The organism is Fontisubflavum oceani, assembly GCF_030407165.1.
In the GTDB taxonomy this organism is placed as follows: domain Bacteria; phylum Pseudomonadota; class Alphaproteobacteria; order Rhodobacterales; family Rhodobacteraceae; genus Rhodophyticola; species Rhodophyticola oceani.
Window position 1 is genome coordinate 2239722 of the sequence record NZ_CP129111.1, and the last position, 25631, is coordinate 2265352.

At 61.7% G+C, this 25631-nt stretch carries 23 protein-coding genes and 1 pseudogene; 15 read left to right on the top strand and 9 right to left on the bottom strand.

Features of this window, described 5'->3' with window-relative positions; genetic code table 11:
• Positions 1 to 20: 20 nt before the first annotated feature.
• From QTA57_RS11445 to QTA57_RS11515, 15 genes and pseudogenes are all read left to right on the top strand, one after another.
• Positions 21 to 932: a polysaccharide deacetylase family protein gene (locus QTA57_RS11445; protein ID WP_290151543.1), complete on the top strand. Its 912-nt coding sequence runs from the start codon at positions 21 to 23 to the stop codon at positions 930 to 932.
• Positions 929 to 1414: an ureidoglycolate lyase gene (locus tag QTA57_RS11450; RefSeq protein ID WP_290151544.1), complete on the top strand. Its 486-nt coding sequence runs from the start codon at positions 929 to 931 to the stop codon at positions 1412 to 1414. Before QTA57_RS11445 ends, QTA57_RS11450 begins: the two co-directional genes overlap by 4 nt.
• A 40-nt stretch (positions 1415 to 1454) precedes the next feature.
• Entirely contained in the window at positions 1455 to 2342 is an 888-nt protein-coding gene (locus QTA57_RS11455; protein WP_290151545.1) for a dihydrodipicolinate synthase family protein, read from the top strand.
• Between the two features lie 7 nt (positions 2343 to 2349).
• The gene (locus QTA57_RS11460) at positions 2350 to 4314 is read left to right on the top strand and encodes an NAD-dependent epimerase/dehydratase family protein (RefSeq protein WP_290151546.1); all 1965 of its coding nucleotides are present in this window, start codon (positions 2350 to 2352) and stop codon (positions 4312 to 4314) included.
• A gap of 88 nt (positions 4315 to 4402) precedes the next feature.
• Positions 4403 to 5941 carry an ABC transporter substrate-binding protein gene (locus QTA57_RS11465; protein WP_290154870.1) on the top strand — a complete coding sequence of 513 codons (1539 nt, stop codon included), beginning with the start codon at positions 4403 to 4405 and terminating at the stop codon, positions 5939 to 5941.
• Between the two features lie 59 nt (positions 5942 to 6000).
• Positions 6001 to 6299: pseudogene (locus tag QTA57_RS11470) on the top strand (Gfo/Idh/MocA family protein); the annotation flags it as partial.
• A 51-nt stretch (positions 6300 to 6350) separates the two neighbouring features.
• Entirely contained in the window at positions 6351 to 7082 is a 732-nt protein-coding gene (locus QTA57_RS11475; RefSeq protein WP_330696803.1) for a Gfo/Idh/MocA family protein, read from the top strand.
• Positions 7082 to 7795 (top strand): SDR family NAD(P)-dependent oxidoreductase, encoded by a 714-nt coding sequence (locus QTA57_RS11480; protein WP_290151549.1) that lies wholly within the window; start codon positions 7082 to 7084, stop codon positions 7793 to 7795. The genes QTA57_RS11475 and QTA57_RS11480 overlap by 1 nt, the downstream gene beginning before the upstream one ends.
• A complete protein-coding gene (locus QTA57_RS11485; protein WP_290151551.1) occupies positions 7795 to 9147 on the top strand; it encodes a M20/M25/M40 family metallo-hydrolase in 1353 nt (450 codons plus the stop codon). Before QTA57_RS11480 ends, QTA57_RS11485 begins: the two co-directional genes overlap by 1 nt.
• Positions 9148 to 9172: 25 nt before the next feature.
• On the top strand, positions 9173 to 10855 hold the full coding sequence (locus QTA57_RS11490; protein ID WP_290151552.1) for a M14 family metallopeptidase: 1683 nt from the start codon (positions 9173 to 9175) through the stop codon (positions 10853 to 10855).
• A 452-nt stretch (positions 10856 to 11307) separates the two neighbouring features.
• Positions 11308 to 12933, top strand: coding sequence for a peptide ABC transporter substrate-binding protein (locus QTA57_RS11495; RefSeq protein WP_290151554.1), 1626 nt, complete (start codon positions 11308 to 11310; stop codon positions 12931 to 12933).
• 50 nt (positions 12934 to 12983) lie between these two features.
• Positions 12984 to 13907: an oligopeptide ABC transporter permease OppB gene (gene oppB, locus QTA57_RS11500; RefSeq protein ID WP_145207987.1), complete on the top strand. Its 924-nt coding sequence runs from the start codon at positions 12984 to 12986 to the stop codon at positions 13905 to 13907.
• A gap of 4 nt (positions 13908 to 13911) precedes the next feature.
• Positions 13912 to 14829 (top strand): ABC transporter permease subunit, encoded by a 918-nt coding sequence (locus QTA57_RS11505; protein WP_290151555.1) that lies wholly within the window; start codon positions 13912 to 13914, stop codon positions 14827 to 14829.
• Between the two features lie 3 nt (positions 14830 to 14832).
• Positions 14833 to 15801 (top strand): oligopeptide/dipeptide ABC transporter ATP-binding protein, encoded by a 969-nt coding sequence (locus tag QTA57_RS11510; RefSeq protein WP_290151556.1) that lies wholly within the window; start codon positions 14833 to 14835, stop codon positions 15799 to 15801.
• Entirely contained in the window at positions 15798 to 16829 is a 1032-nt protein-coding gene (locus tag QTA57_RS11515; protein WP_290151557.1) for an oligopeptide/dipeptide ABC transporter ATP-binding protein, read from the top strand. The genes QTA57_RS11510 and QTA57_RS11515 overlap by 4 nt, the downstream gene beginning before the upstream one ends.
• A 40-nt stretch (positions 16830 to 16869) precedes the next feature.
• Here the strand turns inward: QTA57_RS11515 and QTA57_RS11520 are convergent, their stop codons facing one another.
• From QTA57_RS11520 to soxA, 9 genes are all read right to left on the bottom strand, one after another.
• Positions 16870 to 17931, bottom strand: a complete 1062-nt coding sequence (locus tag QTA57_RS11520) for a YeeE/YedE family protein (protein ID WP_290151558.1) — start codon at positions 17929 to 17931, stop codon at positions 16870 to 16872.
• 33 nt (positions 17932 to 17964) lie between these two features.
• Positions 17965 to 18096 (bottom strand): hypothetical protein, encoded by a 132-nt coding sequence (locus QTA57_RS11525; RefSeq protein WP_290151559.1) that lies wholly within the window; start codon positions 18094 to 18096, stop codon positions 17965 to 17967.
• The gene (locus QTA57_RS11530) at positions 18097 to 18510 is read right to left on the bottom strand and encodes a DUF302 domain-containing protein (protein WP_407933520.1); all 414 of its coding nucleotides are present in this window, start codon (positions 18508 to 18510) and stop codon (positions 18097 to 18099) included. It lies immediately after the preceding gene.
• An 83-nt stretch (positions 18511 to 18593) separates the two neighbouring features.
• A complete protein-coding gene (locus tag QTA57_RS11535) occupies positions 18594 to 19859 on the bottom strand; it encodes an NAD(P)/FAD-dependent oxidoreductase (RefSeq protein ID WP_290151561.1) in 1266 nt (421 codons plus the stop codon).
• Positions 19860 to 19935: 76 nt separating this feature from the next.
• A complete protein-coding gene (locus tag QTA57_RS11540; protein ID WP_290151562.1) occupies positions 19936 to 20619 on the bottom strand; it encodes a c-type cytochrome in 684 nt (227 codons plus the stop codon).
• Between the two features lie 114 nt (positions 20620 to 20733).
• Positions 20734 to 21672: a c-type cytochrome gene (locus tag QTA57_RS11545; protein WP_330696678.1), complete on the bottom strand. Its 939-nt coding sequence runs from the start codon at positions 21670 to 21672 to the stop codon at positions 20734 to 20736.
• A 3-nt stretch (positions 21673 to 21675) separates the two neighbouring features.
• Positions 21676 to 22950 (bottom strand): sulfite dehydrogenase, encoded by a 1275-nt coding sequence (gene soxC, locus QTA57_RS11550; protein WP_290154873.1) that lies wholly within the window; start codon positions 22948 to 22950, stop codon positions 21676 to 21678.
• 57 nt (positions 22951 to 23007) lie between these two features.
• Entirely contained in the window at positions 23008 to 24702 is a 1695-nt protein-coding gene (gene soxB / locus QTA57_RS11555; protein ID WP_290151563.1) for a thiosulfohydrolase SoxB, read from the bottom strand.
• Between the two features lie 85 nt (positions 24703 to 24787).
• Complete coding sequence (soxA, locus tag QTA57_RS11560; RefSeq protein WP_171559834.1) at positions 24788 to 25627, bottom strand: sulfur oxidation c-type cytochrome SoxA; 840 nt, start codon at positions 25625 to 25627, stop codon at positions 24788 to 24790.
• Positions 25628 to 25631: the final 4 nt, after the last annotated feature.

Consider the following 25631-nt stretch of genomic DNA (forward strand, 5'->3'; position numbering starts at 1 on the left):
CTCCCGGCCGAGGTGGCCCCATGACCCGGCCACGCGATCTGCTGGGTTATGGTGCCAATCCGCCCGATATCCGCTGGCCCAATGGGGCCGGGTTGGCGGTGAACTTCGTGCTGAATGTCGAGGAAGGCTCGGAGTATTCCGTCGGTGACGGTGACGGCCGGTCTGAGGCCGCGCTGAGCGAAGTGCGCGCCAGCCGGGTGCCGGTGGGCGCGCGCGATCTGGCGGCGGAAAGCATGTATGAATATGGCGCGCGTGTCGGCTTCTGGCGCTTGCGCCGGCTGTTCCAATCCCGCGGCCTGCCACTCACAATCTTCGCCAGTGCCTTGGCGCTGGAACGCACGCCTGAGATCGCGGCGGCAATTGCGGCGACCGATTGGGATATCTGTGCCCATGGCTGGCGCTGGGTCGAGCATTACCACATGGATGCCGAGACCGAGGCCGATCACATTGCGCGCGCACATGAAAGCTTAACCAATACCCTGGGCCGCGCACCGCGTGGCTGGTACTGCCGATATTCGGCCTCGACCGCCACGCGGGAGTTGATCGTGGCCCATGGTGGCTATGATTACGATAGCGACGCTTATAATGACGATCTGCCCTATTGGACGGAGGTCGCGGGTAAGCCGCATCTGGTGGTGCCCTATTCTATGGTCACCAATGACGCCAAGTTCCTGTCTGGCGACGTGTTTCGGGCCGATGATTATGCCAATTTCCTGATCGACAGCTTCGATGTGCTTCTGGCCGAGGCCGAGGATGTGCCGCGGATGATGTCCATCGGTCTGCATTCCCGCATCATTGGCCATCCGGGCCGTCTGGCCGGGCTGATCCGCTTTATGGACCATATCGCGGATCGCGCCGATATCTGGGTCTGTGGACGTGATCAGATCGCTGATTTCTGGCGTGCGGCGGTGCCGCCGGGGAAGGGCGCATGACCGGCCCGGTCCTGAAATGTCAGGCCCCCGATCCGGTGGCGTTTGCGCCCTATGGCGATCTGGTCCTGCCGCCGGATGAGCCGGGCAAACGGCGGTTCTATAGCGAGGCATTGCATCAGCGGAACGAGACCAGCGCGCCGGTGCTGCATGTGAACAACGTGTTGCCGCAGAGCCTGCCGCTCTCGGTGACACGGATTGAACGGCACCCCTATGCCGCGCAGTGTTTCTTCCCGCTCGACGTGTCGCGCTATGCGGTGATGGTGATGCCCTCCGATGAGGCGGGCCGCCCATGCCCCGATCAGGCGCTGGCCTTTTTAATGCCGGGCACGATTGGCGTGATCTTCAACCCGGGCGTCTGGCATCTTGGTGCGACGGTGCTGGACCGTCCCGGCCATTTCACGGTGCTGATGTGGCGCGGCGGCCCACTGCAAGACGACGACTTCCGCACCATCGCGCCGCTGACCCTGATCGCCCCCACCTGACTCATTTGCGGGCCCGGTCCCGCGTAGAAAGACCATGACGATGACCTCTCGCAAAATCGAACTGTTTGTTCCCGCCATCACCCCCTTCGCCGCCGATCTGTCGGTCGATACCGCGCGCTTCGTGGCCCATGCCAAGGCATTGATCGCGGGCGGGGCGCACGGGCTTGCGCCGTTTGGCACCACGAGCGAGGCCAATTCCTTGTCCGTCGCGGAACGAATGGCGGCGTTGGATGCATTGGTGGAGGCCGGGATTTCGCCCCAGCAATTGATCCCCGGCACCGGGTGCTGCGCCGCCGCCGATACGATCACGCTTTCGGAACATGCGACGCGCCTTGGCTGTCGCGGCGTGCTGATGCTGCCACCCTTCTTCTATAAGGGTGTCAGCGATGCCGGCGTGTTTGACGCCTATGCGCAGGTGATCGAGGCTGTTGGGCCGGATTTGCGGGTCTATCTCTATCATATTCCACAGATGTCCGGTGTGCCGATCACCTTACCGCTGATCGAGCGGTTGATTGACGCGTATGGGGCGCAGATCGCGGGCCTCAAAGACAGTTCCGGCGATTGGGACAACACCGCCGCCGTTATCGCGGCCTTCCCCCAGATCGACACCTATTCGGCGTCGGAATCGCTGATCCCTGAAAACGCTGCTAAGGGCGGCGCGGGCTGCATCAGCGCCAGTTCGAATGTGAACCCGGGCGGGATCCGCGCCTTGATCGACGGGCTGAACGGTCCTGAGCATCATGCGCTCCATCATCAAGTCAGCCAAGTGCGCAAAATCTTCGAAGGGCTGCCTTTGATCCCGGCAATCAAATCCGCCGTCGCACTGCAAAAGGATGACAATCACTACGCCCGGGTGCGCCCACCCTTCACCGTCACCGGCCTTGAACACGCTGATGCCGTTGCCGAGGCGGTGAGGGTTGCGAGATGAGCGCGCCATGACGGACGGCCCAATCCTTGTCACTGGCGCAGGCGGGTTTGTCTGCTCCGAGATCGCCTTGGCGCTGGCGCGGGTGGGCCAGGATGTGGTGGCGGTGGATCAGGCTTTCGATGCGGAGACCGCCGCCCGGCTTGCCGGGGTCCGCCGGGTCGAAGGGCCGCTCGAAGAGATACTGCCGGAGCTTGCCAACCTGTCTCTCTCGGCTGTCATCCATGGTGCCGCCATCACGGCCTCGCCAGAGCGGCTGCGGATGTCCAAAGCGGCCCATATCCGCCGCAATATGGAGCTCCTGACCGGCGCGCTGGATGTGGCGCAGCGGGCCGGGGCAACGCGGTTCCTCTTTCTGAGTTCGATGGGCGTCTTTGAGCCGCAAGATGGGCCGATCCAGGTCGGACGATTTACCGAAGCGACCCAGCCCAGTGCAGCCTGTACCTACGCCGCCGCCAAATCCGCTGGCGAGCTTTTGGCCGTCGCCGCAGCGGAGCCCGGCTTCGCCACGCTAAGCCTGCGCCTTGGCAATATCTTCGGCCCGCATGAGGCCGTCCGCGAGACCCGCCAGCATCTTTGTCTGGTGCAGCGTATGCTGGCCGAAACGCAGGCCACTGGCGTCATCACTGTGCAGACGCCTGAGGCCAATCGCGAGTGGTCTTGGCTGCCGGATCTGGCCGACGGTATCGCGGGATTAATGGCCCATTTCCCCGTGTCCGGTCCAACGGTTCTGCATGCCGGCACACCCTGCGCAGACCGATATGGCCATCGCTCGCGCCATTGCCGACCGAGTGCGGGGCACGCTGATCCGCCTAGCGCCGCCGCCGCACCCGCCGATCCGGCCGCCGATGGGCAGCGATCATCCGAGTGTCTTTCAAACGATAAACTGGACCAGCATGGATCATGCTCTGGATCAGCTTATCCCGGCAGAGGTGACCTCATGACTCCCCTTCGTCTGATCATCGTCGGCCTTGGCGCGCGGGCACGGACTTGGCTGCAAGTGGTGGGTGACAACCCTGATATTGAGATCGTCGCCCTTTGTGACCCAGATCCAAACGCGCGCAGCCGTGCCGCCGATCAATCTCCCGATGTGCCAATCGGTGAGGCCCTGGATGATGTCATTGGTACCGATGCCGATGCGGTTCTGCTCTGCACGCCTCCGTCCGGGCGGGAGGCACAGATCGCGGCGTGTTGTAGCTATGGGCTGGCGATCCTTGCGGAAAAACCGCTCTCGGATGATGTGGCCACGGCGGCGCGTTTCGTGGAGATGGCCGAGGCGGCCAGCGTTCCGCTCGTTGTTGGTCTCAACTTCCGCTATCTCGGCGTGACCCAGGCGATGCGGCGTCTTCTGACCGAAGGGGCCATCGGCAAACCGGAATTTGGCCGCTTCATCTACGAACGCTGGCGCGACGGGACGCAGGACTGGCTGAACTCCTACCCGCTGACGATGGATCACCCGATGCTTTGGGAGCAGTCGATCCATCATTTCGACTTGATGCGCTACGTTTATGGCACGGAGCCTGTGTCTATTCAGGCGCATACGTTCAACCCGAGCTGGACGATGTATCAGGGCGACACGAATGTCTCGGCCCTGATCGCGTTCGAGAACGGGATGACCGTCAACTACCAGGGCACCTGGCAGTCGGGCCACGAGCCGATGAACTTCAACTGGCGAACCGACGGCTCCGAGGGCATCGTCGTGCAACGCGAGATGTTCGGAGATTTGGCTTTCGCGCGGCGGATGGAACCCGATCTCACCCCCATCCCGCTACCGAACCACACGCCTTGGATCAGCGATGCGACGGCGCTTTTTGCCTCCTTCGTGGCAACCTGCCGGGGTACCGCGCCGCCCGAATGTACCGGGCGCGATCACCTGCAATCCCTCTTCATGCTGCAAGCCTGCATTTTGGCCTCAGACCGCCGTGCCGCGGTTGAGATCGAGGAGGTTCGGACCGATGCAACGGCCCGGGCCTGAACCAACCAGAGAAGCTCGGGAAACCGAGTCCAAGACGACTTCAATGACGGCCTACTCCATCAAAAGAAGGATGTAAGACGTGAAAAGTATGACAAAGTTCTTGGCTGCTGCCCTGGTTGCGGGCGCACCCTCTGCTGTCTTGGCCCAACCATCCGAAGATACCCTTGTCGTCGGCCTCAGCGCGGATGCCAGTACCTTTGAGCCGGCTGAGATCCGATCCTTGGATAACTCCAACATCGCGCGCCATATCTTCACGGCGCTCACCAGTATTGGCGATAATGGAGAAATCCTGCCGCGTCTCGCGACCGACTGGACCATCAGCGCGGATGGGACGCGGTTGGAGTTCACATTGCCCGAGGGCCGCGTGTGCGAGGATGGCGAACCGCTCACCGCCGAAGATGTCGCCTATTCTTGGAACCGGGCTGCTGACCCAGAAAACGCCTTTGCGGGCAACACACCTGGATTTGTCTATACCTCGATGCAATTCGCAGGCGCCGAGGTGGTGGATGATTTGACCGTTGCGATCAATGTCCGCTCCCGCACCGGCATGGCATTGGGCTTTAGCTCGCAGGTCTTCATCCACTGTAAAGACAGCTATGAGGCGATGACCGAGGATCAGATCGCGCGCGCGCCGGTGTCTTCGGGGGAATACCGGCTGGTGGATTGGAACATCGGCTCCAATCTCACGCTTGAGAAGTGGCAGGGGGAAGGCAATTTCGACCGCATAGAGTTCCGCATCATTCCCGAGGCGTCGACCCGCATTGCAGAGCTTCTGACCGGCAATGTGGATATCATCACAAATGTCTCGCCCGACCAGATGGATGTGGTGAATGCGAGCGGCGTGGCGGATGTCCAAGTCGTCCAGGGGCTGCGCCGGATGTATATCGGCTTCAACCAGTCCGACCAGTTCGACGGCGTCGCCGGGGAGGCGGTGCGGAACGCCGACGTGCGCCGTGCGCTGCAATACGCGGTAAATGTGCCAGCGATCTGCTCTCAATTGCTGAACTTTGAGTGCGAGCGGGCGACCGGCCTCGTGAACCCGCCGAATGACAACCCGAACCTTGAGCCGTACCCCTATGACCCGGCGACCGCTGAACGTTTGCTGGACGAGGCAGGCTATCCGCGCGGTGACGATGGCGTGCGCTTCGACATCACGCTGCAAGCGCCGCGGGGCCGGTATTTGAACGACGCCAATGTCGCCCTCGCCGTTGGCAGCTTCCTGACCGAGGTTGGTGTCAGAACGGAGGTCGAGCTTCTGGAATGGTCGTCGGTTTATGTCCCGCTGATCCGCGGGCATGATGCCGGGCCGCTGTTCTTTCTGGGCTCAGGTGGCGCGCTTTGGAGCCCGCTTTACGACATGGCGGCCTTGGCCACTGTGGAAAGCGGGCCGAACTATACCGATTGGGCCGATCCGCGATGGTTTGACCGGTGGGCGGATATCGCCAGCGCAACCACCCCCGAAGAAGAACGGGAGGTGATCAACGAGATGCTTCAGGTCTTCTACGACGACGGGCCCTGGCTGCACATGTACTTCCAACCCGATTTCTACGGCGTGAGCCGACGGATCGAGTGGCAGGCCCGGCGGGATGAACACGTCAATCTATGGAATGCCCGCCTGGCGGAGTGACCCAAATTCCGGGCGGGTGTGACCTCTTCGCATCCGCCCGACAGCACAAAGGAGACATCATGTTAAACGTCGGCATCATCGGGGCCAGCTTCGCCCGCGACGCGTATTTGCCCGCATTTGCTCATATTGAGGGGGCCAAGGTCGTGGCGCTGGCCTCGGGCCGTCTGGAAAGTGCAAAGGCGGCGGCCGCGCCGCATGGGATCACGGTGGTCTATGATGATTGGGAAAAGATGCTGGCCGAGCATGCGCTCGATCTGGTCTGCATCGCGACGCCCACGGTGATGCATGCGCCGATGGTCCTGGCCGCGATTGCGCGGGGGCGCATGTTCTGTGCGAAAAACCAACCGCGATGAATGCAGGCGAGGCGCGCGCGATGCTGGATGCGGCGCGGGAGGCCAATCGGCTGCACATGATCGACCATGAGCTGCGCTTCAACCCGACGCGGGCCCGGATCGCTGAGTTGATCCATGGCGGCGATCTTGGCGAGATCCGACATGTGAACATCACCAATATCGGCGCGTCCTGGGCCGATCCGGCCTCGCGCCCCAAGGGCGATTGGTGGTCGGACGCGGCGATGGGCGGCGGGCGTTTGGGCGCCAATGGCTCGCATCAGGTTGACATGCTGCGCTGGTGGCTTGGGGAACCCGCCTCGGTCATCGGGCAGGCCCTGACCATGGTGCCGAACCGGCTTTGCAAAAACACAGGCGAGCCGTGGACGGCGACGTCCGATGACCTGTCGCATTTCACGCTTGAGATGCAATCGGGCGCTCTGGCCCAGGTCTTCATGAGCGGGGTTGCGGCGGCGAATATGGGCAATGAAACGCAAGTGTTTGGGTCGAAAGGCACGATCACCTTGTCCAATAGCGACGAGAGGCTCTATTTCGCGAAGGCAGGTGAAAGTTTCAATGATATCAGTGTGGAAGACCCCAATGCCAAGCTTGAGGGGGTGAACAAAGGCATCTGGAATGTCTCTGTTTTGGCGGCTTTGCAGGAGCTAACCGCAGCCATCATCGAGGAGCGCGGGTTGAAACGGGGTGCAAGCTTCGTCGATGGGCTGCGCAATCAGATGGTTCTGGATGCGGTCGTCGCCTCAACGGTGAGCCGCAAATGGGAAGACCTGAACATGTCCGGGGCGGTGTGATGCCCGCGCTCTCGGATCAAAGGGTGCTTATCACCGGGGCGGGGCAGGGGCTTGGCGCCGCCATCGCCCGGGTCTTCGCCGACCATGGCGCCGATCTGGTGCTGATGGATGTGGATGCGGCGGGGTTGCAGGCGGTCCAGGATCAGATCGGTGGCGGGGCGCTGACCCTGACGGTCGATCTGGCGGATGCTGAGGCCACGGCCAGGGCCATCGCGGCGATCCCCGGCCCGGTCGATACGCTGATCCACAATGCGGCAATCCTGCGACCGGAACCGCTGGAACAGGTGAGCCTCTCCACCTTCACGGCGACCATGAATGTCGGCATCCAAGCGGCGTTTCAGCTCAGCCAGGCGGTTTGGCCGGGCATGAAAGCCAAAGGCGGCGGTGCGTTGATTTTCGTGTCGTCCCAATCCGGCATCAAAGGCTTTGTTGACGAGACCGCCTACTGCGCGGCGAAACACGCGCTGGAAGGGTTCTCGAAATGCCTGGCGATGGAGGGGGAGGGCGATGGCATCCTGTCCTGCACCATCACGCCGGGCAAGGCGATGCACACCCCGATGTCGGAGCGCAACTACCCGCCCGAACTGAAAGCCGAGTGGATCGATCCCGCGCGCCTGGCGCCAGCCTTCGTGCAGATCGCCACCACCCGCGACCCTGCTCTGAGCGGGCAACGTCTGAATGCGTGGAACATGTCAGAGCCGGAGGCCAGCTGATGCAAGATATCTATGACTACATCGACGCCCATGCCGATGAATTTGTGAAGGATTTACAGACTTTTGTGCAGCAACCCTCGATCTCGGCCCAAGATATCGGCCTGCGGGAATGTGCCGCGCTGATCCGCGATATGATGCATCGCGACGGGCTGCCGGCAGAGTTCCATGAGTTGGAAGACGGCCCCCCGGTTGTCTACGGCGAAATCCCGTCGAAATCCCGCAAGACGCTGCTTTGTTATTCCCATTACGACGTCCAGCCGCCCGAGCCGATCGAGGCGTGGACCCATGGCGGCCCGTGGTCCGGTGCGGTGGTGGATGGTGTGCTGTATGGGCGCGGCGCGACCGACAACAAATCCGGCGTCTTGGCCTTCAACAAGGCGGCAAAGGCGTTCCTTGCGGTGCGCGGCGAAGTCCCTGTTGGCCTGAAACTGCTGATCGAGGGGGAGGAGGAGATCGGCTCCCCCAATCTTGGGCCCTGGGCGCAGAAAAACGCCGAGATGTTGGAGGCCGATGGGATGCACTGCCTCGATGGCTCTCTAGAGATCGGGGTCGACGTGCCGGATGTCTCGCTTGGCCTGAAATCGGTACTGTTTGTCGAGCTGATCGCGCGCGGCCCGAGGACGGATGTGCACTCGCTGAACGCGCCTTTGGTGCCGAACCCGGTTTGGGATTTGGTGCATGCCTTGGCCACCATCATGGATCGGGAGAAAAACATCCTGATCCCGGATTGGGCCGAGGGCATCTATGTGCCCAATGATGAGGATATGGGCTATTTGAAGGACAAAGCGGCGCGGATCGACTTTGACATGCTCAAAGAGGAGATGGGGGTCGATGCCTTTGCGCTTGGGCGCGATGGGGTCGACGCGCTCAAGGCGCGCACCTATGAGCCGACTGCCAATATCCAAGGCATCGCCGGCGGGTACACCGGCAAGGGCACCAAAACGATTGTGCCGTCAGAGGCGCGTGTGCGGATGGATTTCCGGCTGATCCCCAATATCTCGCCCGCCAAAGCCATCGTGAAACTGCGTGATCATCTCAAGGCGCAGGGCTTCGACAATATCGAGGTCAAGGGCGAAGCGCGCACCGAAGACCCCTATAAAATCTCCGCCCGCGAGGACATCTCCGTCTCGATCATCGCCGCGGCGCATGAGGTCTATGGCGAGCCGCCAATCGTCAATGGCGTCTCGGCCGAAGGGGCGATCCTAAAACATGTCTGGATTCCCTGTGTTCTGACTGGATTTGCCAATCCGGGCTGCAACCTTCATGCGCCCGACGAAAACATCCATGTCGATAAATACATCCAAGGCATCAAATACGCTGCCGCCATCATGGATCATTTTGGCCGCAGCTAAGCGGTTCACTTAAAAGGAAAACCCGATGCCGAAAGTCGATATCGCCTTTGACACCTACTACACCTATGAGCAGATGACGGCGCATCTGCACGCGCTTGCCGAGGCATACCCGCATCTCTGCACGCTGACCTCCATCGCCAAGAGCTTTCGGGGCCGCGATGTCTGGTTCCTGACGATCACCAACCCCGAAACCGGCCCGGCGCTGGAAAAACCGGGTTTCTACATCGACGCTCAGATTCATGCGGAGGAGCATGCCACATCCGCCACCGCGCTCTACGCGTGTTGGTATCTGCTGACCAATTACGGCACCGATGAAGAGGTCACCCGCCTCGTGGACGGGCAGGTCTTTTACATCATTCCGCGCATCAATCCCGACGGGGCCGAATACGCGCTGACCGCGCCTTATCACCCCTGGTGCGGCAATGGCCGGTTCTTGCCCGGCGAAGACCGGATCGAGGGGTTGATCCCACAGGATATCACCGGCGACGGCTACATCGTGCAGATGCGGGTGCCCGACACCAAGGGCGAGTGGAAGAAGGACGCCGAAAACCCCGATATCATGGTGCAGCGCGAACCGGGCGAGGAGGGCGGCGAATATTACCGTCTCTACCCGGAGGGCATGATCCGCAATTACGACGGCGTGCATGTCCATATCGAGATGCAGCAAGACGGGAATATGAACCGCAACTTCCCGACCAACTGGACGCCGCAGGAATATGGCGCGGGGGATTATCCGTTCTCCGAGCCTGAGGCGGCCGGGATGCGGGATGTGATCCTGGGCCACCCCAACATCACCGGTATGTGCGCTTATCACACCCATGGCGGGATTATCCTGCGCCCCTCGATGTTGCGGATGGATAGCGAGATGAGCGCGCCGGACTTGTCGCTCTATGAAGCGCTTGGCGAGGTCGGGGAGCGGCTCACCGGCTATCCAACGATCTCTGTCTATGAGGATTTCACGCCGGATAAGACCAAGGCGCGCCACGGGTCACTGACCGATTGGACCTATGAAGAGATGGGGATCATCTCCTTCGCGACCGAGCTTTGGGATCTGGAGCGCACGGCGGGTGTGCCGAAGGAAGGGTATTACAACTTGGGTCCGCGCGATGCGGCCACGCAACGGCTGGTCCACAATTGGGTCGTCGAGAATGTGGGCGATCATGGTTTCCGCGATTGGGAGGCCTTCGATCACCCGCAGCTTGGCCCGGTGGAGGTCGGCGGCATGGTCTATATCTGGAGCTATCGGAACCCACCGGGCAACATGCTGGAAGAGATTTGCCACAAGAACGTGATGTTCAATCTCAAACATGCCGCCGCCGCGCCACGTGTCGCGTTGGACAGCCTGGACGTCGAGGCCCTTGGTGCCGGGTTGCACAAGGTCACGGCGGTGGTGTCGAACCATGGCTATCTGCCGACAAACCTGTCGGATGTCGCGGTACAGAACGGCGTCGCCAAGCCGGTGACGCTGACATTGGAGTGCGAGGGGGCCGAGTTGGTGATGAACCCTGGCGATGTGAAACTTGGCAATCTCGCGGGCCGAAATGAGCGCCGCTATGCTTACTCCAATTGGGGGCAGCAATGGTCGCCAGTGACGAAAAAGGCCGAGTGGCTGGTGAAATCGCATGAGCCAGAAGGGTCGATCACTGTCACGGCCCGGTCCGAAAAAGGCGGTACTCATCGTCGCAGCACAGGGCTCGGAGAGGTCTAGCCCCGGACGCCGGTGCACTCCACGGCGATCTAGGATGCACTGGCGTCCTGACGCTCCTCTGAGTCCGTCATGTTTAGGCGGGCACTGAGCCGCGCTGAGACGGCTGGACGCGCGGGTTCGCAGCGGTCAGGTACCTGTTTTAGCGTCAGTTTTCTCTGTTTTTCCGTCCGGCTGGCGAAATGGCTCAGTGGGTTATGCCTCTCCCCACAGCCTTGGCCTCTCGGCTCGCGAGACGGTGCGATGATCTGAGTCGACGCCAGGCAATCGCTCCTCCACCAAAGCTCAGTGTCCCCTCCGGCGGCGCCCGTCGGAGGTTTTCCGCCGATGCTCAAGTGATTGCAAACTATGATAGTGTATGATGCAACGGTTTCAGCGATGCTTTGAAATCGGGCCGCGACAGAAATTTCTGGACTGCCCAGATCGCGCCCTTCGCCAACACATGGGAGATAAACATGACCAGATTAAGCGCTCTATTTACATCCACAATCCTGGCTTGCGCGATCAGCGTACCGGTAGCGGCCCAAAACACCCATCCCGTAACTGGCGAGCCGCTGGCCGAAGATCAGACGTTCCAATATCGTCTGCTGGATCAGTTTCCCTCCATCGACCCGCAATTGATTGAAGAGACCGCTGGCGGCCATGTGGCCCGGCAAATCTTCGAGGGTCTTTTGACCCAGAATGCCGATGGCACCCTGCGCCCGGGCGTGGCCGAAGAATGGTCCTCGGAAGATAACCAGACCTGGGTCTTCACACTCCGTGAGGATGCGCGCTGGTCAAACGGCGAGCCGGTTACGGCGCAGGATTTCGTCTTTGCTTGGCAACGCGCGGCCGACCCGGCGACAGCCTCGGAATACGCCTGGTATGTAGAGCTGAGCCAGATTCGTAATGCCGCTGCCGCGATTGCAGGCGAGGTTGGCCCAGAAGAGCTGGGCGTGCGCGCCATTGACGACCGCACACTTGAGGTGACGCTGAGCCAGCCGCTGCCGTATTTCCCACAGATGACCGTCCATTACACCTTCATGCCGACCCATCAGGCGACTGTTGAGGCCCATGGCGCCGATTGGACCCGGCCCGAAAACATCGTCTCCAACGGCGCCTATGTGCTGGACGAGATCGCGGTCAATGAGTTCTTCCGTCTGGTCCCGAACACGGAATACTGGGGTGCCGAAGATGTGATCATCACCGAGGTCACCGGCCTTGTGATTAATGATGCCAACCAAGCCCTGACCCGATTCCAGGCCGGTGAGTTTGACATGATGGATGACCTGCCGGCGGGCAGCTATCCGCGGCTTGAAGCCGATATGCCGGATGTGGCCCATTCGGTGCCACGGCTCTGCTCCTATTACTACACGGTGAACCAGTCCGAGAGTGGCCATGAGGCGTTGCAGGACCCCCGCGTGCGCACCGCGCTCAGCTATGCGATCAACCGCAATGTGATCACCGATCAGGTGCTGCAAGCGGGCCAAGCCCCAGCCTTTAGCTTCACCCATTGGGCGACGGCTGGTTTCGAGCTGCCTGAGATCGACTATGCGACCTGGACCCAGGAAGAGCGCATGGCGCGCGCGATGGAGTTGATGGAAGAGGCGGGATACGGCCCTGACAACCCGATTGAACTGAACCTGATCTACAACACGTCCGAGAACCACCGGCAAATCGCCACTGTGGTTAGCCAGATGTGGCGGCCCTTGGGTGTAACCACCGTGCTCAACAATTTCGAGTGGCAGTCCTATCTCGAAATCCGCGGCAATCAGAACTTCGACGTGGCGCGGTCGGCTTGGTGCGGAGACTATAATGAGGCGTCAACCTTCCTTGATCTCCTGACCTCGAACAACGCCAACAATGACGGCAAATACGCCAATGATGAGGTTGACCGGCTGATGGCGGAGAGCGTCGCGCTGGCCGATCCGCAGCCGATCTACACCCAAGTCGAGCAGATCTTGGCGGAGGATATGGCGATCCTGCCGATCTACCACTACACCCAGAACTTCGTTTTGGATCCGTCGATCCGGAACTGGGCGATGCAAAACACGGAAAACAACTGGTACGTCCGTGACATTTATCGCGTCGCTGCAGAGTGACCTTGCGTCGGGGCGGGTGACTTCACCCGCCCCTGTGCTACATCGCTCCGATGATTGCTTTCATAATAAAACGTCTCCTGGTCGCGATCCCGGTCCTGCTGATCCTGATCATTGGTACATTCGTGTTGATGTACACCGCCCCCGGCAGCCCGTTTGCCAGCGAGCGCGGTGTACCGCCGGCAGTGCTGGCCAATCTGGAGGCGCAATACGGGCTAGATCAGCCGTTTTTCGTGCAGATCTGGCGCTATGTCGTTGGAATCGTGACCCAGTTCGATTTCGGGCCCTCCTTCATCTATCGCGATCAGGATGTGAATGACCTGATCGGCCAAGGCTTCCCGGTGACGCTGACCTATGGGTTCTGGAGCTTTGTTGTTGCGGTGCTGGTCGGGGGGACGCTTGGGATTCTCGCAGCCGTGCGTCACAACACCTGGCTCGACTATCTTGCCGTGGGTGTCTCGATCGGCGCGCAGGTTTTGCCGAATTTCGTTCTGGCCCCGATCTTGGTGCTGGTTTTCACGCTCTGGCTTGGCTGGTTGCCCGGCGGCGGCTGGCAAGGCGGGCAGTGGCAGTTCATCATCCTGCCGGTGATCGCGCTGTCGACCAGTTTCATGGCCTCGATCGCCCGCATCTCGCGCGCCTCGATGCTGGAGGTGCTCACCTCAAACTTCATCCGCACCGCCCGGGCCAAGGGCCTGCCGATGCGCCGTGTGATCTTCCGCCATGCGCTGAAACCTGCGCTTTTGCCGGTAATCTCCTATCTCGGCCCCGCCTTTGTGGGCATGATCACCGGCTCGGTGGTGATCGATATCTATTTCTCTACCGGCGGGATCGGGCAGTTCTTCGTCGCCTCCGCGCTCAACCGCGACTATGGCGTGATGATGGGCATCACCGTTCTGCTTGGCGCGCTCACCATCTTCTTCAACCTCTTGGTCGATATCCTTTACGCCTGGATCGACCCGAAAATTCGGTATTAAGCCCATGCTCGCGACCAAAGCCATCGCGGATGATCTGGCGGCTGCCGCCCCCATCAAGGGCCGGTCTCTTTGGGCCGATGCGCGCGCCCGTTTCTTCCGCAACCGCGCCGCTGTGGCCGGGCTCGTCGTTCTGGTGCTCGTGACGGCCTTCGCCCTGATCGGCCCGTTCATCGCGCCTTGGAATTATGAGGATATCGATTGGAATGTGCTGGGCAATGTGGCCGAGGCCGGTCGGCCCTCGCTCGAAACCGGCCATTGGTTCGGGACTGACGCGCTTGGCCGGGATCTCTTCGCCCGGACGGTGCAAGGCACGCAAGTCTCGCTCATGGTGGGGGTTGTCGGCGCGCTGATCTCCGTCATCGTCGGCACGCTTTATGGCGCGATCGCGGGCTATTATGGCGGGCGGCTCGACAACATCATGATGCGGATCGTCGATGTGCTGATGTCGATCCCGTATATGTTTGTTTTGATCCTGCTCTTGGTGGTGTTTGGCCGCTCCATGCTGATGCTTTTCATCGGGATCGGGCTGATCAGTTGGCTCGACATGGCGCGGATCGCACGGGGTCAGACGCTGACCCTGCGCGGCAAGGAATTCGTCGAAGCCGCCGTAGCCACTGGCGTCGCGCCGTTTCGGATCATCCTGCGCCACATCATCCCAAATCTGCTCGGCGTGGTGATCGTTTACGCAACGCTGCTTGTCCCCTCGATGATCATCTATGAAAGCTTCATCAGCTTCTTGGGCCTCGGCGTGCAAGAGCCGCTGACCAGTTGGGGCGCGCTGATAAATGATGGTGCGGCTGAGATGAACAACGGCACGCTCTGGATGCTGTTGGCACCGCTTTTCTTTTTCGTCGTCACGCTATTTGGCTTCTTCTTTGTGGGCGATGGCCTGCGTGATGCGCTCGACCCGAAGGATCGGTAATTCATGGCTTTGTTAGATGTCACCGATCTGAGTGTCAGCTTCGATACGCCGGATGGCAAGGTCCATGCGGTCAATGGGATGAACCTGTCGCTGAATGCTGGAGATAGCTTGGCGATTGTCGGCGAAAGCGGCTCCGGGAAGACGCAGCTTGCCTTCGCCATCCTCGGGCTTTTGGCCAAGAACGGTCATGCCAAAGGTTCGGTACGGTTTCAGGATCAAGAAATCCTCAACTTGCCCGAAGCGAAGATAAACAAGATCCGCGCTAATGAGATCGCGATGATCTTTCAGGACCCGATGACCTCGCTCAACCCCTATATGCGGGTCGGCGACCAGATGGCCGAGGTGCTGATGCTGCACAAGGGCACGTCGAAGCGCGCGGCGTTGGATGAAAGCGCCAAGATGCTGGACGCAGTGCGCATCCCTGATGCCCGCTCGCGGCTTCGGATGTATCCCCATGAGTTCTCCGGCGGCATGCGGCAGCGGATCATGGCGGCCATGGCGCTGCTTTGCCGCCCGAAACTGCTGATCGCCGACGAGCCGACCACTGCGCTTGATGTGACGGTTCAGAACCAGATCATGGAGCTGATGGCCGACATTCAACGCGATTTCGGTACGGCGCTGATCCTGATCACCCATGATCTGGCAATTGTCGCGGGGGCCTGCGCCGAGACGCTGGTGATGTATGGCGGGCAGGTGATGGAGATTGGGACGACCGATGATGTGTTTGAAGCGCCGTCGCATCCCTACACACTTGGCCTTTTGAACGCGGTGCCGCGCCTCGATATCCCGCAAGCCTCGCTGCAAACCATCCCGGGCGATCCCCCCGATCTGACGGCGTTGCCGCCCGGATGCCCGTTTAGCCCGCGCTGCCCGGCGCGCCATGAACCCTGCGCGTTATCCATGCCACCGCTCGAAGGGTTCGGCGATGGCCGGTTCCGCGCCTGTCACGCGGCACGGGAGGATATCGCATGAGTGAGCCGCTTCTCGCCGTCAATGATGTCAGTGTCACCTTCAATGTGATGCGACATGGTGCCTGGCCCTGGACGCCGCCGGCCAAGCTGCAGGCGGTGAAGGAAGCGTCCATTATGCTTGAGCCGGGCAAGACCCTTGGCCTGGTGGGTGAAAGTGGGTCGGGCAAATCCACGCTGGCCCGCGCGATCGTCGGCACTGTGCCGGTCAGCGCGGGGCAAGTTCTATGGCGTGGCGAAGACATCATGGCGATGAGTCCGGCCAAGCGACGCGCCCATGGGCGCCATGTGCAGATGGTGTTTCAAGACCCGCTGGCCGCCTTGAACCCGCGCATGACCGTCGGCCAGGTGGTCGCCGAACCCTTGGTCACCCATTACCCCGATCTGTCCAAGACCGAGGTGCGCGATAAGGTCGGCGTGATGATGGAGCGCGTCGGCCTCTTGCCCGCGCTGATCAACCGCTACCCGCATGAGTTCTCCGGTGGTCAGTGCCAGCGGATTGGCATCGCCCGGGCGCTGATCACCGAGCCGGAGTTGGTGGTCTGCGACGAGCCGGTCAGCGCGCTTGATGTGTCTGTGCAGGCGCAGGTGGTGAACCTGTTGCAGGATTTGCAGCGGGAAATGGACCTCTCGCTTCTGTTCATTGCCCATGATCTGAGTGTTGTGCGTCATATCTCGCACCGCATCGCGGTGATGTATCTGGGCCGGATCGTCGAGGCCGCGAGCGCGGCGGATCTGATCGCAAATCCGCGCCATCCCTATACCAAGGCGCTGATCGCCTCGGTTCCGATCCCGTCGCCCAAGGCCGAGCGGGCACGTCATCGCCCGGTTTTGGAGGGTGAACTGCCATCACCTCTCGCGCCGCCCTCTGGCTGCGTATTTCGGACGCGCTGCCCGATCGCGCGGCCTGCCTGCGCGGCAGAGATACCGATGGTTGCGGATATCGGGGATAACCACATCGTTGCCTGCCCGTATCATGCCGAGGCGGGGGATCCGGCGGCACAGCAAGACCTCGAAAACATACCGATGTGAAAAGCTTTGGCATGGGCGGGCAGGGACGTTTGCCCGCTTTCTATGCGAGTGCGGCGTCCGTTGTACTGCGGGTCAGCCAGATCGTCAAAACCGCGCCGACCCACATGAAGAACACCGCGATGAGTGCGGTGATCGACAAGACCGCGCCGCCCGACACGCCCGCGCCCACGGCGCAGCCCCCGGCCAGCATCGCCCCGAAGCCCATCATGACGGCTCCTAAGAGGTAGCGCTCCATCGGCGCGTCGGGGCCGAACCGTTCGATCGAAAACTCTCGGTTCAGAACCGAAGCCGCGAACGATCCTGCGAACACACCAGGCACCAGGCCCAATCCGAAGGAGAGCGGCAGATTGCGCTCTGTGACCAAGGCCATCAATGTGTCGGTCGATGGACCGGTGAAGGTGACGCTTGAGACCGGCACGATTTCAAAGGACGTGGCTGCTATGGAGGCTGTCAGGCCCCAGCCCATGGCCACCGCCCCGCCCACAAAGACACCCGCGAGGATCATACCGACCGATAAGGCGCGGCGCCGGGCCAAAACGAAAGCCCCCAGAAGGGCGAGACCGGCTATGAGAGCCGCCAGCGTCGGGCCAATGCCAAACGGGGCCAGCAAATGCCGTGCGGTGCCGCCATCGATGGTCCAGAGACCGGCGATGTTCTCTCGCGCTGGCGCCAACACACCGCGATAGGAGGCCTGGGCCACCAATGTCACGACCAGACCGGTGACCAGCGCCCGCAGATTACCGGTTGCCGACAGAACGAGCAGGCGGCTGGCGCAGCCGCGCGCAAAGATCATGCCCGCCCCGAACAGCAGCCCGCCGATCATGGCGCCTGACAGCGACCCGGTTCCGGCAAGTTGCCGCGTGCTGGAGACATCGAATAGACCCGAACCGACACCGGCTTGCGTCAGCATCAGCGCGGTGAAGAACACGATCAACCAGATCGCCATGCGCGGGCCGAACCGTCCGCCCGCGACCTCAACCGTGGCGGCACGCAAGCAGAACCGGGATCGTTGCGCGGCCCAACCAAAGATCACGCCCGTCGCGGCACCCGCGAGCGCCAGCATGCGCGGCTCCCCCAATGTGATGAGCAGATCTTCAAGCATGATCACGCCTCCGTCCCGTCGGTGTGCCGGAGCTTAGCCGGTTGGCGCATGCGCCACGTTGACCAAGGTCAATACCGACGCCTGGTCGGGGTAGGGGACATGTTCCGGTCGCTGCCCTGCCAAAACGGCGAAGGGAAACGACACCACCGGGGGGCGGTCGGCCACCTATTCGTTGAGCGCTTCGAGGATGATCGCATCCAGCAAAGCTTCGACCTCTTGCATCGGACCGTCAGGATAAGCCCGGTGCCCGATCATGACCTCTCCATCCATCTCGGCCACGAAGATGCCATAGGGACAGTGGGCGAGGTTCATTGGGTCGGCTTCCATCACCCGGCGCGATACGGCCGCCGAACAAAATACGAAGATGTCGGCCTGTTCGAAGATCACCACATCCGAACCGACATCGGCCGCGGTGCGGTTCAGCATGTCACCAACATGGCTGGTGTAATCGATCACCAAGCCGCGGTTTACGATCGCGTTTTCGACGGCGAAGGTCGCATCGTCGAAACTGCCATCATAGTCGAAGGTGATCGCCTGATCCGCCGCGGCCATCTGGCCCGTGATCAGTAGGGCCGCCATAAATGCGAGTGCTTTCTTCATAAGATCTCCTCCGGTTCAGGGACTCGGGCGGTCGAGGTTCAACCCCGGCCGCCCGCTTTGGGTTATCCAAACATGTCGGACGTGATCGCGGCATACCAATCCAGGCTTTCGCGATAGGTCTCTGCGCGCACCTCTGCAGTTTCGCCGACTTGGCTGACAAAGCCGCCAGTGGAGACAATGCCCTCGTCTGAGGCTTCATAAGTCGCGCCGACCTTGATGCCGTCATCAGTATCGATCAGCGACCAACAGGTGTTGGAGAAGCGCGGCGGGAAGGCCCGGCCATCACTTAGCGCCGCCACGATTGCATTGGCGCAGACCTTGGCCTGGCTGTTGGCCGAGAAGCCCGATTTCGGCATCGCGCCTTGGGCCGCACTGTCGCCGAGCACATGTATCTCTGGATCCGCCCGGCTGGACAGATCGTAGGCCGAAACGGGCGCCCAGTTGCCCTCGGTGATGTCGGCGGCAAAGGCGATGCTGCCCGCGCGTTGCGCCGGGATGACGTTGCAGACATCCACACTCTCAACAGCGCCATCGATCGACAATGTCATTGCCTCGGCGTCGACTTCCACCACATCGCCGCCAAAATCCGGGCCGATCCGGGTGATCATACCGGGATAGTGGCGTTCCCACCCGTCTTCGAACAACCCCTGTTTGGAGAAGCCTTCTTTCGGGTCGGCGATTAGGATTTTGGCCGTTGGATTGGTTTGCTTCAGCATATGCGCGACCATCGAGATCCGCTCATACGGCCCGGGCGGGCAGCGGAACGGGTTGGGCGGCGCAACCATCGCATAGGTGCCGCCCTCGGGCATCGCCTCCACCTGAGCCCGCAAAAGCTGCGTCTGGCTACCAGCCTTATAGGCGTGCGGCATGGCGTTCTGCGTCGCCAGCGACCAGCCCGGCACGCTGTCTTCGATAAAATCGATCCCGGGGCTAAGCACCAAGCGGTCATAGCGTACCGCCCCGCCACCGGCCAAACGCACGGTCTTGGCGTCGCGATCGACCGCCACGGCCCAGTCATGAACCACGTTCACACCGTAAGTGGCGGCCAGATTGCCGTAGGAATGGCCAAGACTGTCATAGTCTCGGAAGCCGCCCAGATAGAGATTTGAGAAGAAGCAGCTGTAATAGGCCCGCGTCGGTTCGATCAGCGTGACGTCGATGGCGCCCTGGCTATCATTCGCGATGTAGCGCGCGGCGGTGGCCCCGCCTGCGCCGCCGCCAACCACGACCACGCGTGGACGGCCTTGCGCGCTGATCACGATCGGTGTGGCAAGCGACGCCGTGACGGCGGCAGCCGAGCCTAGGAATATGCGTCTGTTGAATGTCATTGTCTTCCTCCCCTTTGCCCCGAAGGGCCGTTTCGTTCCGGTTAAATTGGACACCGGTCGGTCCGCGAAATCCCCCTCACTCTGTGGTTTCGAAATAGGCGGCAAGCGCGGCGATCTCCTCATCGCCAAGGCGCGCCGACAATGTGTTCATGACTTGATGTTCGCGGGTGCCATTGCGGTAGGCGACGATCCCGGCAATGAAGACCGAGGGTGCCATACCAGCGATCGACGGGATGTCTTCACCACCCGTCGCGCGGTGGCAGGCCGTACACTCCGATGACAGATAGGCACCATATGCGACATCGCCCGCGATCTCCAAAATCGCGGCAATCTCAGGGTCAATTGCGGCGGGTTCGGCACCATTCTGAGCCTCCGCCGTGCCACCTTCGGAGCGCAGATAGCCGATCAGAGCGGCGCGATCTTCCGGTGATCGGATGCCGCGAAACACCATGCTTGTTTGGCGAAACGTATCGCGTGGACCGGCGAGAAACCGGTCCAGAAGCTCTTCGGACCAAATCACGCCACGGTCGCGCGCCGCAATCAGATCGTCGGAGTATTCATACCCCTCAGCGCCGCCAATGGGCCGCCCAAAAAGGCCGTTCAGATGCGGGCCGACGCGGTGAACGGCCCCGTCACCAATCATGTGACACGCCCCGCATGGCCGAAACAGCACCTCCCCCTCGCCCCGATCCTCCGCCTGCCCTGGCAGGGCCAAGACAGCAACGGCGAATGCGCCGGAGAGGAGCGCGCGGGCCAACATGGTGCTATTCGCCTCCGTTGGCGCGGATATAGGCGATCACTGCGGCGATCTCCTCCTCCGAGCGCAGGCCTTGGAAGGCCATCCGGTTCCCACGCAGGAACCCGCGCGGATCGGTCAGATAAGCGGCGAGGGTTTCACATCCCAGATCAGCCCGTCTTCGCCCGCCCCGCTCATCGCAGGGGAATAGCGGAACCCCTCCCGTGTTCCGGCGGTGGCCATATAGATACCGTTCAACAGCGGGCCGGTGCGGTTGACCGCGCCTTCGCCGATCTGATGACAGGTGGAGCAGCGGCGGTAGACGGCCTCGCCCGCCGCGACCAATTCAGGGTCGGGGCCAGCGGCTTCGGGCATGGCCTCTTCTTCGACGACCGCGGCCTCTTCGGCGGCAACCTCCTCACCTTCGGTCTCCGGCGTGACGTCCAAAACTGCGGCGCGCATGGTGATTTCCACCGGATCGCTGCAATCGGTCATGCAGGGCTCTTGGCTGAAGAGCGGCAATTCCACCTCGGCCCGGTTGTCGAGGAAAAATCCATCCTCATTGCGCAGCGCGATCTCGGCGAAGTTCTCGTTGGAGAGGACAAAATCATCCTCCACGACCTCGTTGAGATAGAGCAGATAGGCGAGGATCGCATAAACCTCGTCATCCTCCAGCGATTGCGCCGCGCCATAGGGCATCGCGCGGTGGATGTAGTCCCAGGCGGTCGAAAGATAAGGCCAATAGGAGCCCATGGTTTTCACCGGGTCCTCGCCATCCAGGCTACCAAATCCGCCTGACAGAACCGGCCAGCGGCCCACGGCTTCGCCAAAGTCGCCATGGCAGGCCGAGCAATAGTCGACATAGGCCTCTTCACCGGTCCAAACATCGCCTTCGCCCACGGGCAGGCCCGCGCCATCCGGGCGGATGTCGATATCCCAGGCCGCGATCTCTTCGGGAAGCGCCGTGCGCCCGAGGCCATAGCCGCCATCGCGCGATGGGGCCGGGTTTTCCTGCGCCAGAGCGACCAAGGAGAACCCCATCACCAGGGCAGAGGCCGAAAGCAAAATCTTCTTCATGGCTTAGCCAACCTCCACATTTTCGGCTTGGCCCGTTTCGTCGATGGCCCAGGTTTGAATACTGTTGTTGTGATAGATCGAGTTCTCGCCCCGGATCTCGCGGAGCTGATCCTTCGTCGGCTGCACATATCCGGTGGAGTCATGCGCCCGGCTTTGCAACAGAAGCGGCCGCCCGTCCCAATCGAATTCGTAATAGAAGCGGTGCATCGACTTATCGAGGCTTGGCCCCGACATCCGCGCCTGCACCCAATTCGCGCCGCCATCCAGCGACACGTCGACCCGTGGGATCGTGCCACGACCAGACCAGGCAACGCCGGTGATCACGGTCGGCCCGGGGCCATGGGTGATCGGGGCTTGCGGCGAGGGGTTGGTGATGACCGATTTGGCGTCCATCTCCCAGGTAAAACGGCGCGCCTGGCCGTCTTCCAGAAGGTCGGTGTATTTCGATGTTTCTTCCCGGTGATGCCAGGGCTCATCGCCCACCTCGATCCGGCGGAGCCATTTGACCCACATATTGCCTTCCCAACCGGGCACGACCAGGCGGATCGGATAGCCCTGTTCCGGGCGCAGCCGCTCCCCATTCATCGCGAAGGCGACCAGGCAATCATCCATTGCCTTTTCCAACGGAACCGAGCGGGTCATCGCGGCGGCATCGGCACCTTCGGGCAGGACCCAAGCCGCGTTCGTGCGCAGGCCCGCCTCTTCGAGGAGCAGCCGCAGCGGCACGCCAGTATAGACCACATTGTGGATCATGCCATGGGTGAACTGGCAGCCATTGAGCTGCGCACCACGCCATTCCATGCCGGTATTGGCGGCGCATTCCAGGAAATAGGTCCGGTTCTCACGTGGGAACCGCAGGAGGTCTTCCATCGTGAAGACCAGCGGATTGTCCACCAGCCCGTTGATCATCAGACGGTGCATGCCAGGGTCAATCTCGGCCACGCCGCCATGGTGGCGCTCGAAACAGAGGCCGTTGGGGGTGATGATGCCTTCCAACTCATGCAGCGGGGTGAAGTTGACCGAACTCACCGCATCTGCCGTCAACCAAGGCACATTGCGGCGCACAACATGCGCCTCGAAGGGTGAGGGCATACCGTAAGGCGCGGCATCCACACCGGGGCCCAGATATTGCTGCCAAGGCTGCAACTCGGTGATTAACGGGTCCGGGCCTGCGGCCTGCGCGTGCACCAGTTTGCCACTTGCCAGCGCGCCGCCAGCTACGGCCGCCCCGCCGAGGAATTTCCTGCGGGAGGAAGAGAAGTTCGGATCATCGGCCATGCCTGGTCCTTTCGTCTGTTCGGTCATCCGTGTCATCCGTGTCATGCGCGTCAGGCCCTAGCCCGACACCACATCCACGCTGTTATTCGGTTCGATATTCACGGTGCCTTCGGCCCGGATATGGTCTTCCAACACATCCCAAATCGGCGGCCCTTCGGTGCCTTCATTGACGCTGGCCCACCCGGCGACGACGTAATTGCGGCTCGGGTCCACTGGCTCGCCCGTGGCCAGGACGGTCATCTCCGAAATGCGGTTGCCGCTTTCGCCGCGCGGGTCGATCCGGTAGCCCATGCCGCCGATGCGCACCATGTCGCCGCCTTGCTGGTAATAGGGGTCGGGGTTGAAGATGTTCTCGGCCACATCCTCGAAAATCGTCTTCAGCCGCTCGCCGCTCATCTCGGTGCGATAGGCGTTGGGGTAGGACATGGCGGTGACGTTGTAGATGTCCTCGCGGGTGATCTCTTGGCCGGGCAGGATGGCCGCGCCCCACCGGAACCCCGGGCTGAGCGCAATCTCGGCGTCGCGCTGCGAGATCAGCGCGTTGCAGATCACGTCGTCCCAGGTGCCGTTGAAATTGCCACGGCGGAACAGAAGCGACCCCGAGGTGCCAATCACCTCCGCCATCTCGTCCTCGAACGGCGCGCGGGTTTCGGCGACCAAGGCGGCCATCTCTGGGTCTGGCGCGATCACATCGGAGAAGATCGGGATCAGCCGTGTCTCGAGGCCCATCATCCGGCCATCGCGCACGTCCAGGTCTAGCCGGGTCACAAATTTGCCGTGGCTACCGCTAGCGATCAGGAACGTGTTGCCGACCTGGACCGCTTCGGGCAGGGCGTCATGGGTATGCCCGGTCAGGATCACGTCGATCCCGGGGATATCGCGGGCGAACTGCCGATCCACGTCGAAGCCGTTATGCGAAAGCAGAACGACCACCTCGGCACCGGCGGCGCGCACCTCATCGACCACCTCAGCGATGCGTTCGCGGCGCAGGCCGAAGGAGTATTCCGGGAACATCCAGGATGGGTTGGCGATAGGCATATAAGGGAAGGCCTGACCGATCACCGCGATCGACGTGCCGTTCCGTTCAAAGATTTTGTAATCGTCAAAGACCGGCTCGTCCCATTCCACATCGAAGATATTGGCGCCCAGGAAGGCAGGGTTGAGCGGCCCCTCGACAATCTCGCGCACCCGGTCGGAGCCAAGCGTGAATTCCCAATGTGAGGTCATCGCCTCAACGCCAAGCGCGTTGAACAGGTGTACCATATCGGCGCCATCGGTCCGCAGCGCGGGTAGGGAGCCCTGCCAAGTGTCGCCGCCATCCAGCAGCAAAGCATCTGGCCGCTCCGCCCGGATCGCTTTGACCACGGTGGCGATCCGATCCAGCCCGCCCATCCGGCCATAAGCCTGCGCCATCGAAGTGAAATCATCATAGGTCAGCGCGTAATCCATGGCCGAGCCTTGCTCGATCCCATAAGCGCGGCGGAACTCGGCACCGACTAGATGCGGCGGTTGGCCAAAGGCATCGCCGACGCCAAGGTTGAACTCCGGCTCGCGGAAATAGATCGGCTGCGTCTGAGCGTGGATATCGGTGATGTGGATCAGGGTCACATTGCCGAAATTGGAGGAGCCGATTAGGTCCTCTTGGCTGAGCGCCTGTTGCGCCGAGAGCCGTGACCAATTGCCAAAGCCCGAAGCCCCATAAAGTGCGGTTGTGGCCAGGGCGGCCTGGACAAAGTGTCGGCGGGAGATCATGAAACGGGCCTCGCTTTACATTCTGTTTTGTGAATGTGATTGAACGAACCCACCCCAGCCGAAGCCGGGATGGGCAGGGAGAGAACTAGTTGCGGACCGACGGGCCTTCCACCGTCAGACCATTGCCGCGTGTCGCCACATACAGCTCCAGCGCGATGAATTCCGGGCTGCCGGGCGCGAAGGTCTCGGCGCGGGTGTCGCGGATGCAGCCGCGGAACCGGCCATGCACCGAGTTCAGACGCGCGTTGCGCAGACGGTAGGTGGGAAAACCATTGATCTGGCCCTGGCTCAGGTGATCCGCGCGGATGTTGTTGCCATAGTTTTGCTCGTGGCAGTTCGCGCAGCTCAGCTCCAGAATGCCGTAACGGGTATAGTAGATCTCGCGCCCCTGTTCCCAGGTTTCCGCAGCCGGGCCGTCGATGGCGACGTTAATCTCCATCCCCCGACTGACCGATGCGATCAGGGCGGTCATGTTGCGCATCGGACCGCTGTCATAGCCGTAGGGTTCGGCACCCATACGTTCGGTCAAGCATTCATTGACCTGCATTTCGACCGTTTGCACACCGCCATGCTCTTCATCCCATTGCGGATACGTCGCGCGCACACCGCGCAGCGACTCTGGGTTTTCGTGACAAGAGGCGCAGCTATTGCCCTCTGTCCCCATGGCCGTGTTGAAGGTGTCACGGGCTTGATCGACGAAGATCATGCCGGGATTGTCGAAATCATCGGCCTGCATGGCCTGGGTTTCATCGGTGCGGAACACCCATCCCGAATAGATCGTCCGCAACGCGCCATCGAGATGCTCCGGCGCCTCGGTTTCGATCACCATTTCGATCTCGCCGTTAACGACAAGGCTTTCATCGTCGCCGATATCGGCGAGCGACAAGCTTGCAAACCCCAGGGCTGCCACCGCGACCCCGCCCATAAGC

Excerpts from the sequence above, each read along its gene's own strand:
- QTA57_RS11445 (WP_290151543.1), top strand. The coding sequence starts at position 21 with ATGACCCGGCCACGCGATCTGCTGGGTTATGGTGCCAATCCGCCCGAT.
- QTA57_RS11450 (WP_290151544.1), top strand. The coding sequence starts at position 929 with ATGACCGGCCCGGTCCTGAAATGTCAGGCCCCCGATCCGGTGGCGTTT.
- QTA57_RS11455 (WP_290151545.1), top strand. The coding sequence starts at position 1,455 with ATGACCTCTCGCAAAATCGAACTGTTTGTTCCCGCCATCACCCCCTTC.
- QTA57_RS11460 (WP_290151546.1), top strand. The coding sequence starts at position 2,350 with ATGACGGACGGCCCAATCCTTGTCACTGGCGCAGGCGGGTTTGTCTGC.
- QTA57_RS11465 (WP_290154870.1), top strand. The coding sequence starts at position 4,403 with ATGACAAAGTTCTTGGCTGCTGCCCTGGTTGCGGGCGCACCCTCTGCT.
- QTA57_RS11475 (WP_330696803.1), top strand. The coding sequence starts at position 6,351 with ATGATCGACCATGAGCTGCGCTTCAACCCGACGCGGGCCCGGATCGCT.
- QTA57_RS11480 (WP_290151549.1), top strand. The coding sequence starts at position 7,082 with ATGCCCGCGCTCTCGGATCAAAGGGTGCTTATCACCGGGGCGGGGCAG.
- QTA57_RS11485 (WP_290151551.1), top strand. The coding sequence starts at position 7,795 with ATGCAAGATATCTATGACTACATCGACGCCCATGCCGATGAATTTGTG.
- QTA57_RS11490 (WP_290151552.1), top strand. The coding sequence starts at position 9,173 with ATGCCGAAAGTCGATATCGCCTTTGACACCTACTACACCTATGAGCAG.
- QTA57_RS11495 (WP_290151554.1), top strand. The coding sequence starts at position 11,308 with ATGACCAGATTAAGCGCTCTATTTACATCCACAATCCTGGCTTGCGCG.
- oppB (WP_145207987.1), top strand. The coding sequence starts at position 12,984 with ATGATTGCTTTCATAATAAAACGTCTCCTGGTCGCGATCCCGGTCCTG.
- QTA57_RS11505 (WP_290151555.1), top strand. The coding sequence starts at position 13,912 with ATGCTCGCGACCAAAGCCATCGCGGATGATCTGGCGGCTGCCGCCCCC.
- QTA57_RS11510 (WP_290151556.1), top strand. The coding sequence starts at position 14,833 with ATGGCTTTGTTAGATGTCACCGATCTGAGTGTCAGCTTCGATACGCCG.
- QTA57_RS11515 (WP_290151557.1), top strand. The coding sequence starts at position 15,798 with ATGAGTGAGCCGCTTCTCGCCGTCAATGATGTCAGTGTCACCTTCAAT.
- QTA57_RS11520 (WP_290151558.1), bottom strand. The coding sequence starts at position 17,931 with ATGCTTGAAGATCTGCTCATCACATTGGGGGAGCCGCGCATGCTGGCG.
- QTA57_RS11530 (WP_407933520.1), bottom strand. The coding sequence starts at position 18,510 with ATGGCGGCCCTACTGATCACGGGCCAGATGGCCGCGGCGGATCAGGCG.
- QTA57_RS11535 (WP_290151561.1), bottom strand. The coding sequence starts at position 19,859 with ATGACATTCAACAGACGCATATTCCTAGGCTCGGCTGCCGCCGTCACG.
- QTA57_RS11540 (WP_290151562.1), bottom strand. The coding sequence starts at position 20,619 with ATGTTGGCCCGCGCGCTCCTCTCCGGCGCATTCGCCGTTGCTGTCTTG.
- QTA57_RS11545 (WP_330696678.1), bottom strand. The coding sequence starts at position 21,672 with ATGAAGAAGATTTTGCTTTCGGCCTCTGCCCTGGTGATGGGGTTCTCC.
- soxC (WP_290154873.1), bottom strand. The coding sequence starts at position 22,950 with ATGGCCGATGATCCGAACTTCTCTTCCTCCCGCAGGAAATTCCTCGGC.
- soxB (WP_290151563.1), bottom strand. The coding sequence starts at position 24,702 with ATGATCTCCCGCCGACACTTTGTCCAGGCCGCCCTGGCCACAACCGCA.
- soxA (WP_171559834.1), bottom strand. The coding sequence starts at position 25,627 with ATGGGCGGGGTCGCGGTGGCAGCCCTGGGGTTTGCAAGCTTGTCGCTC.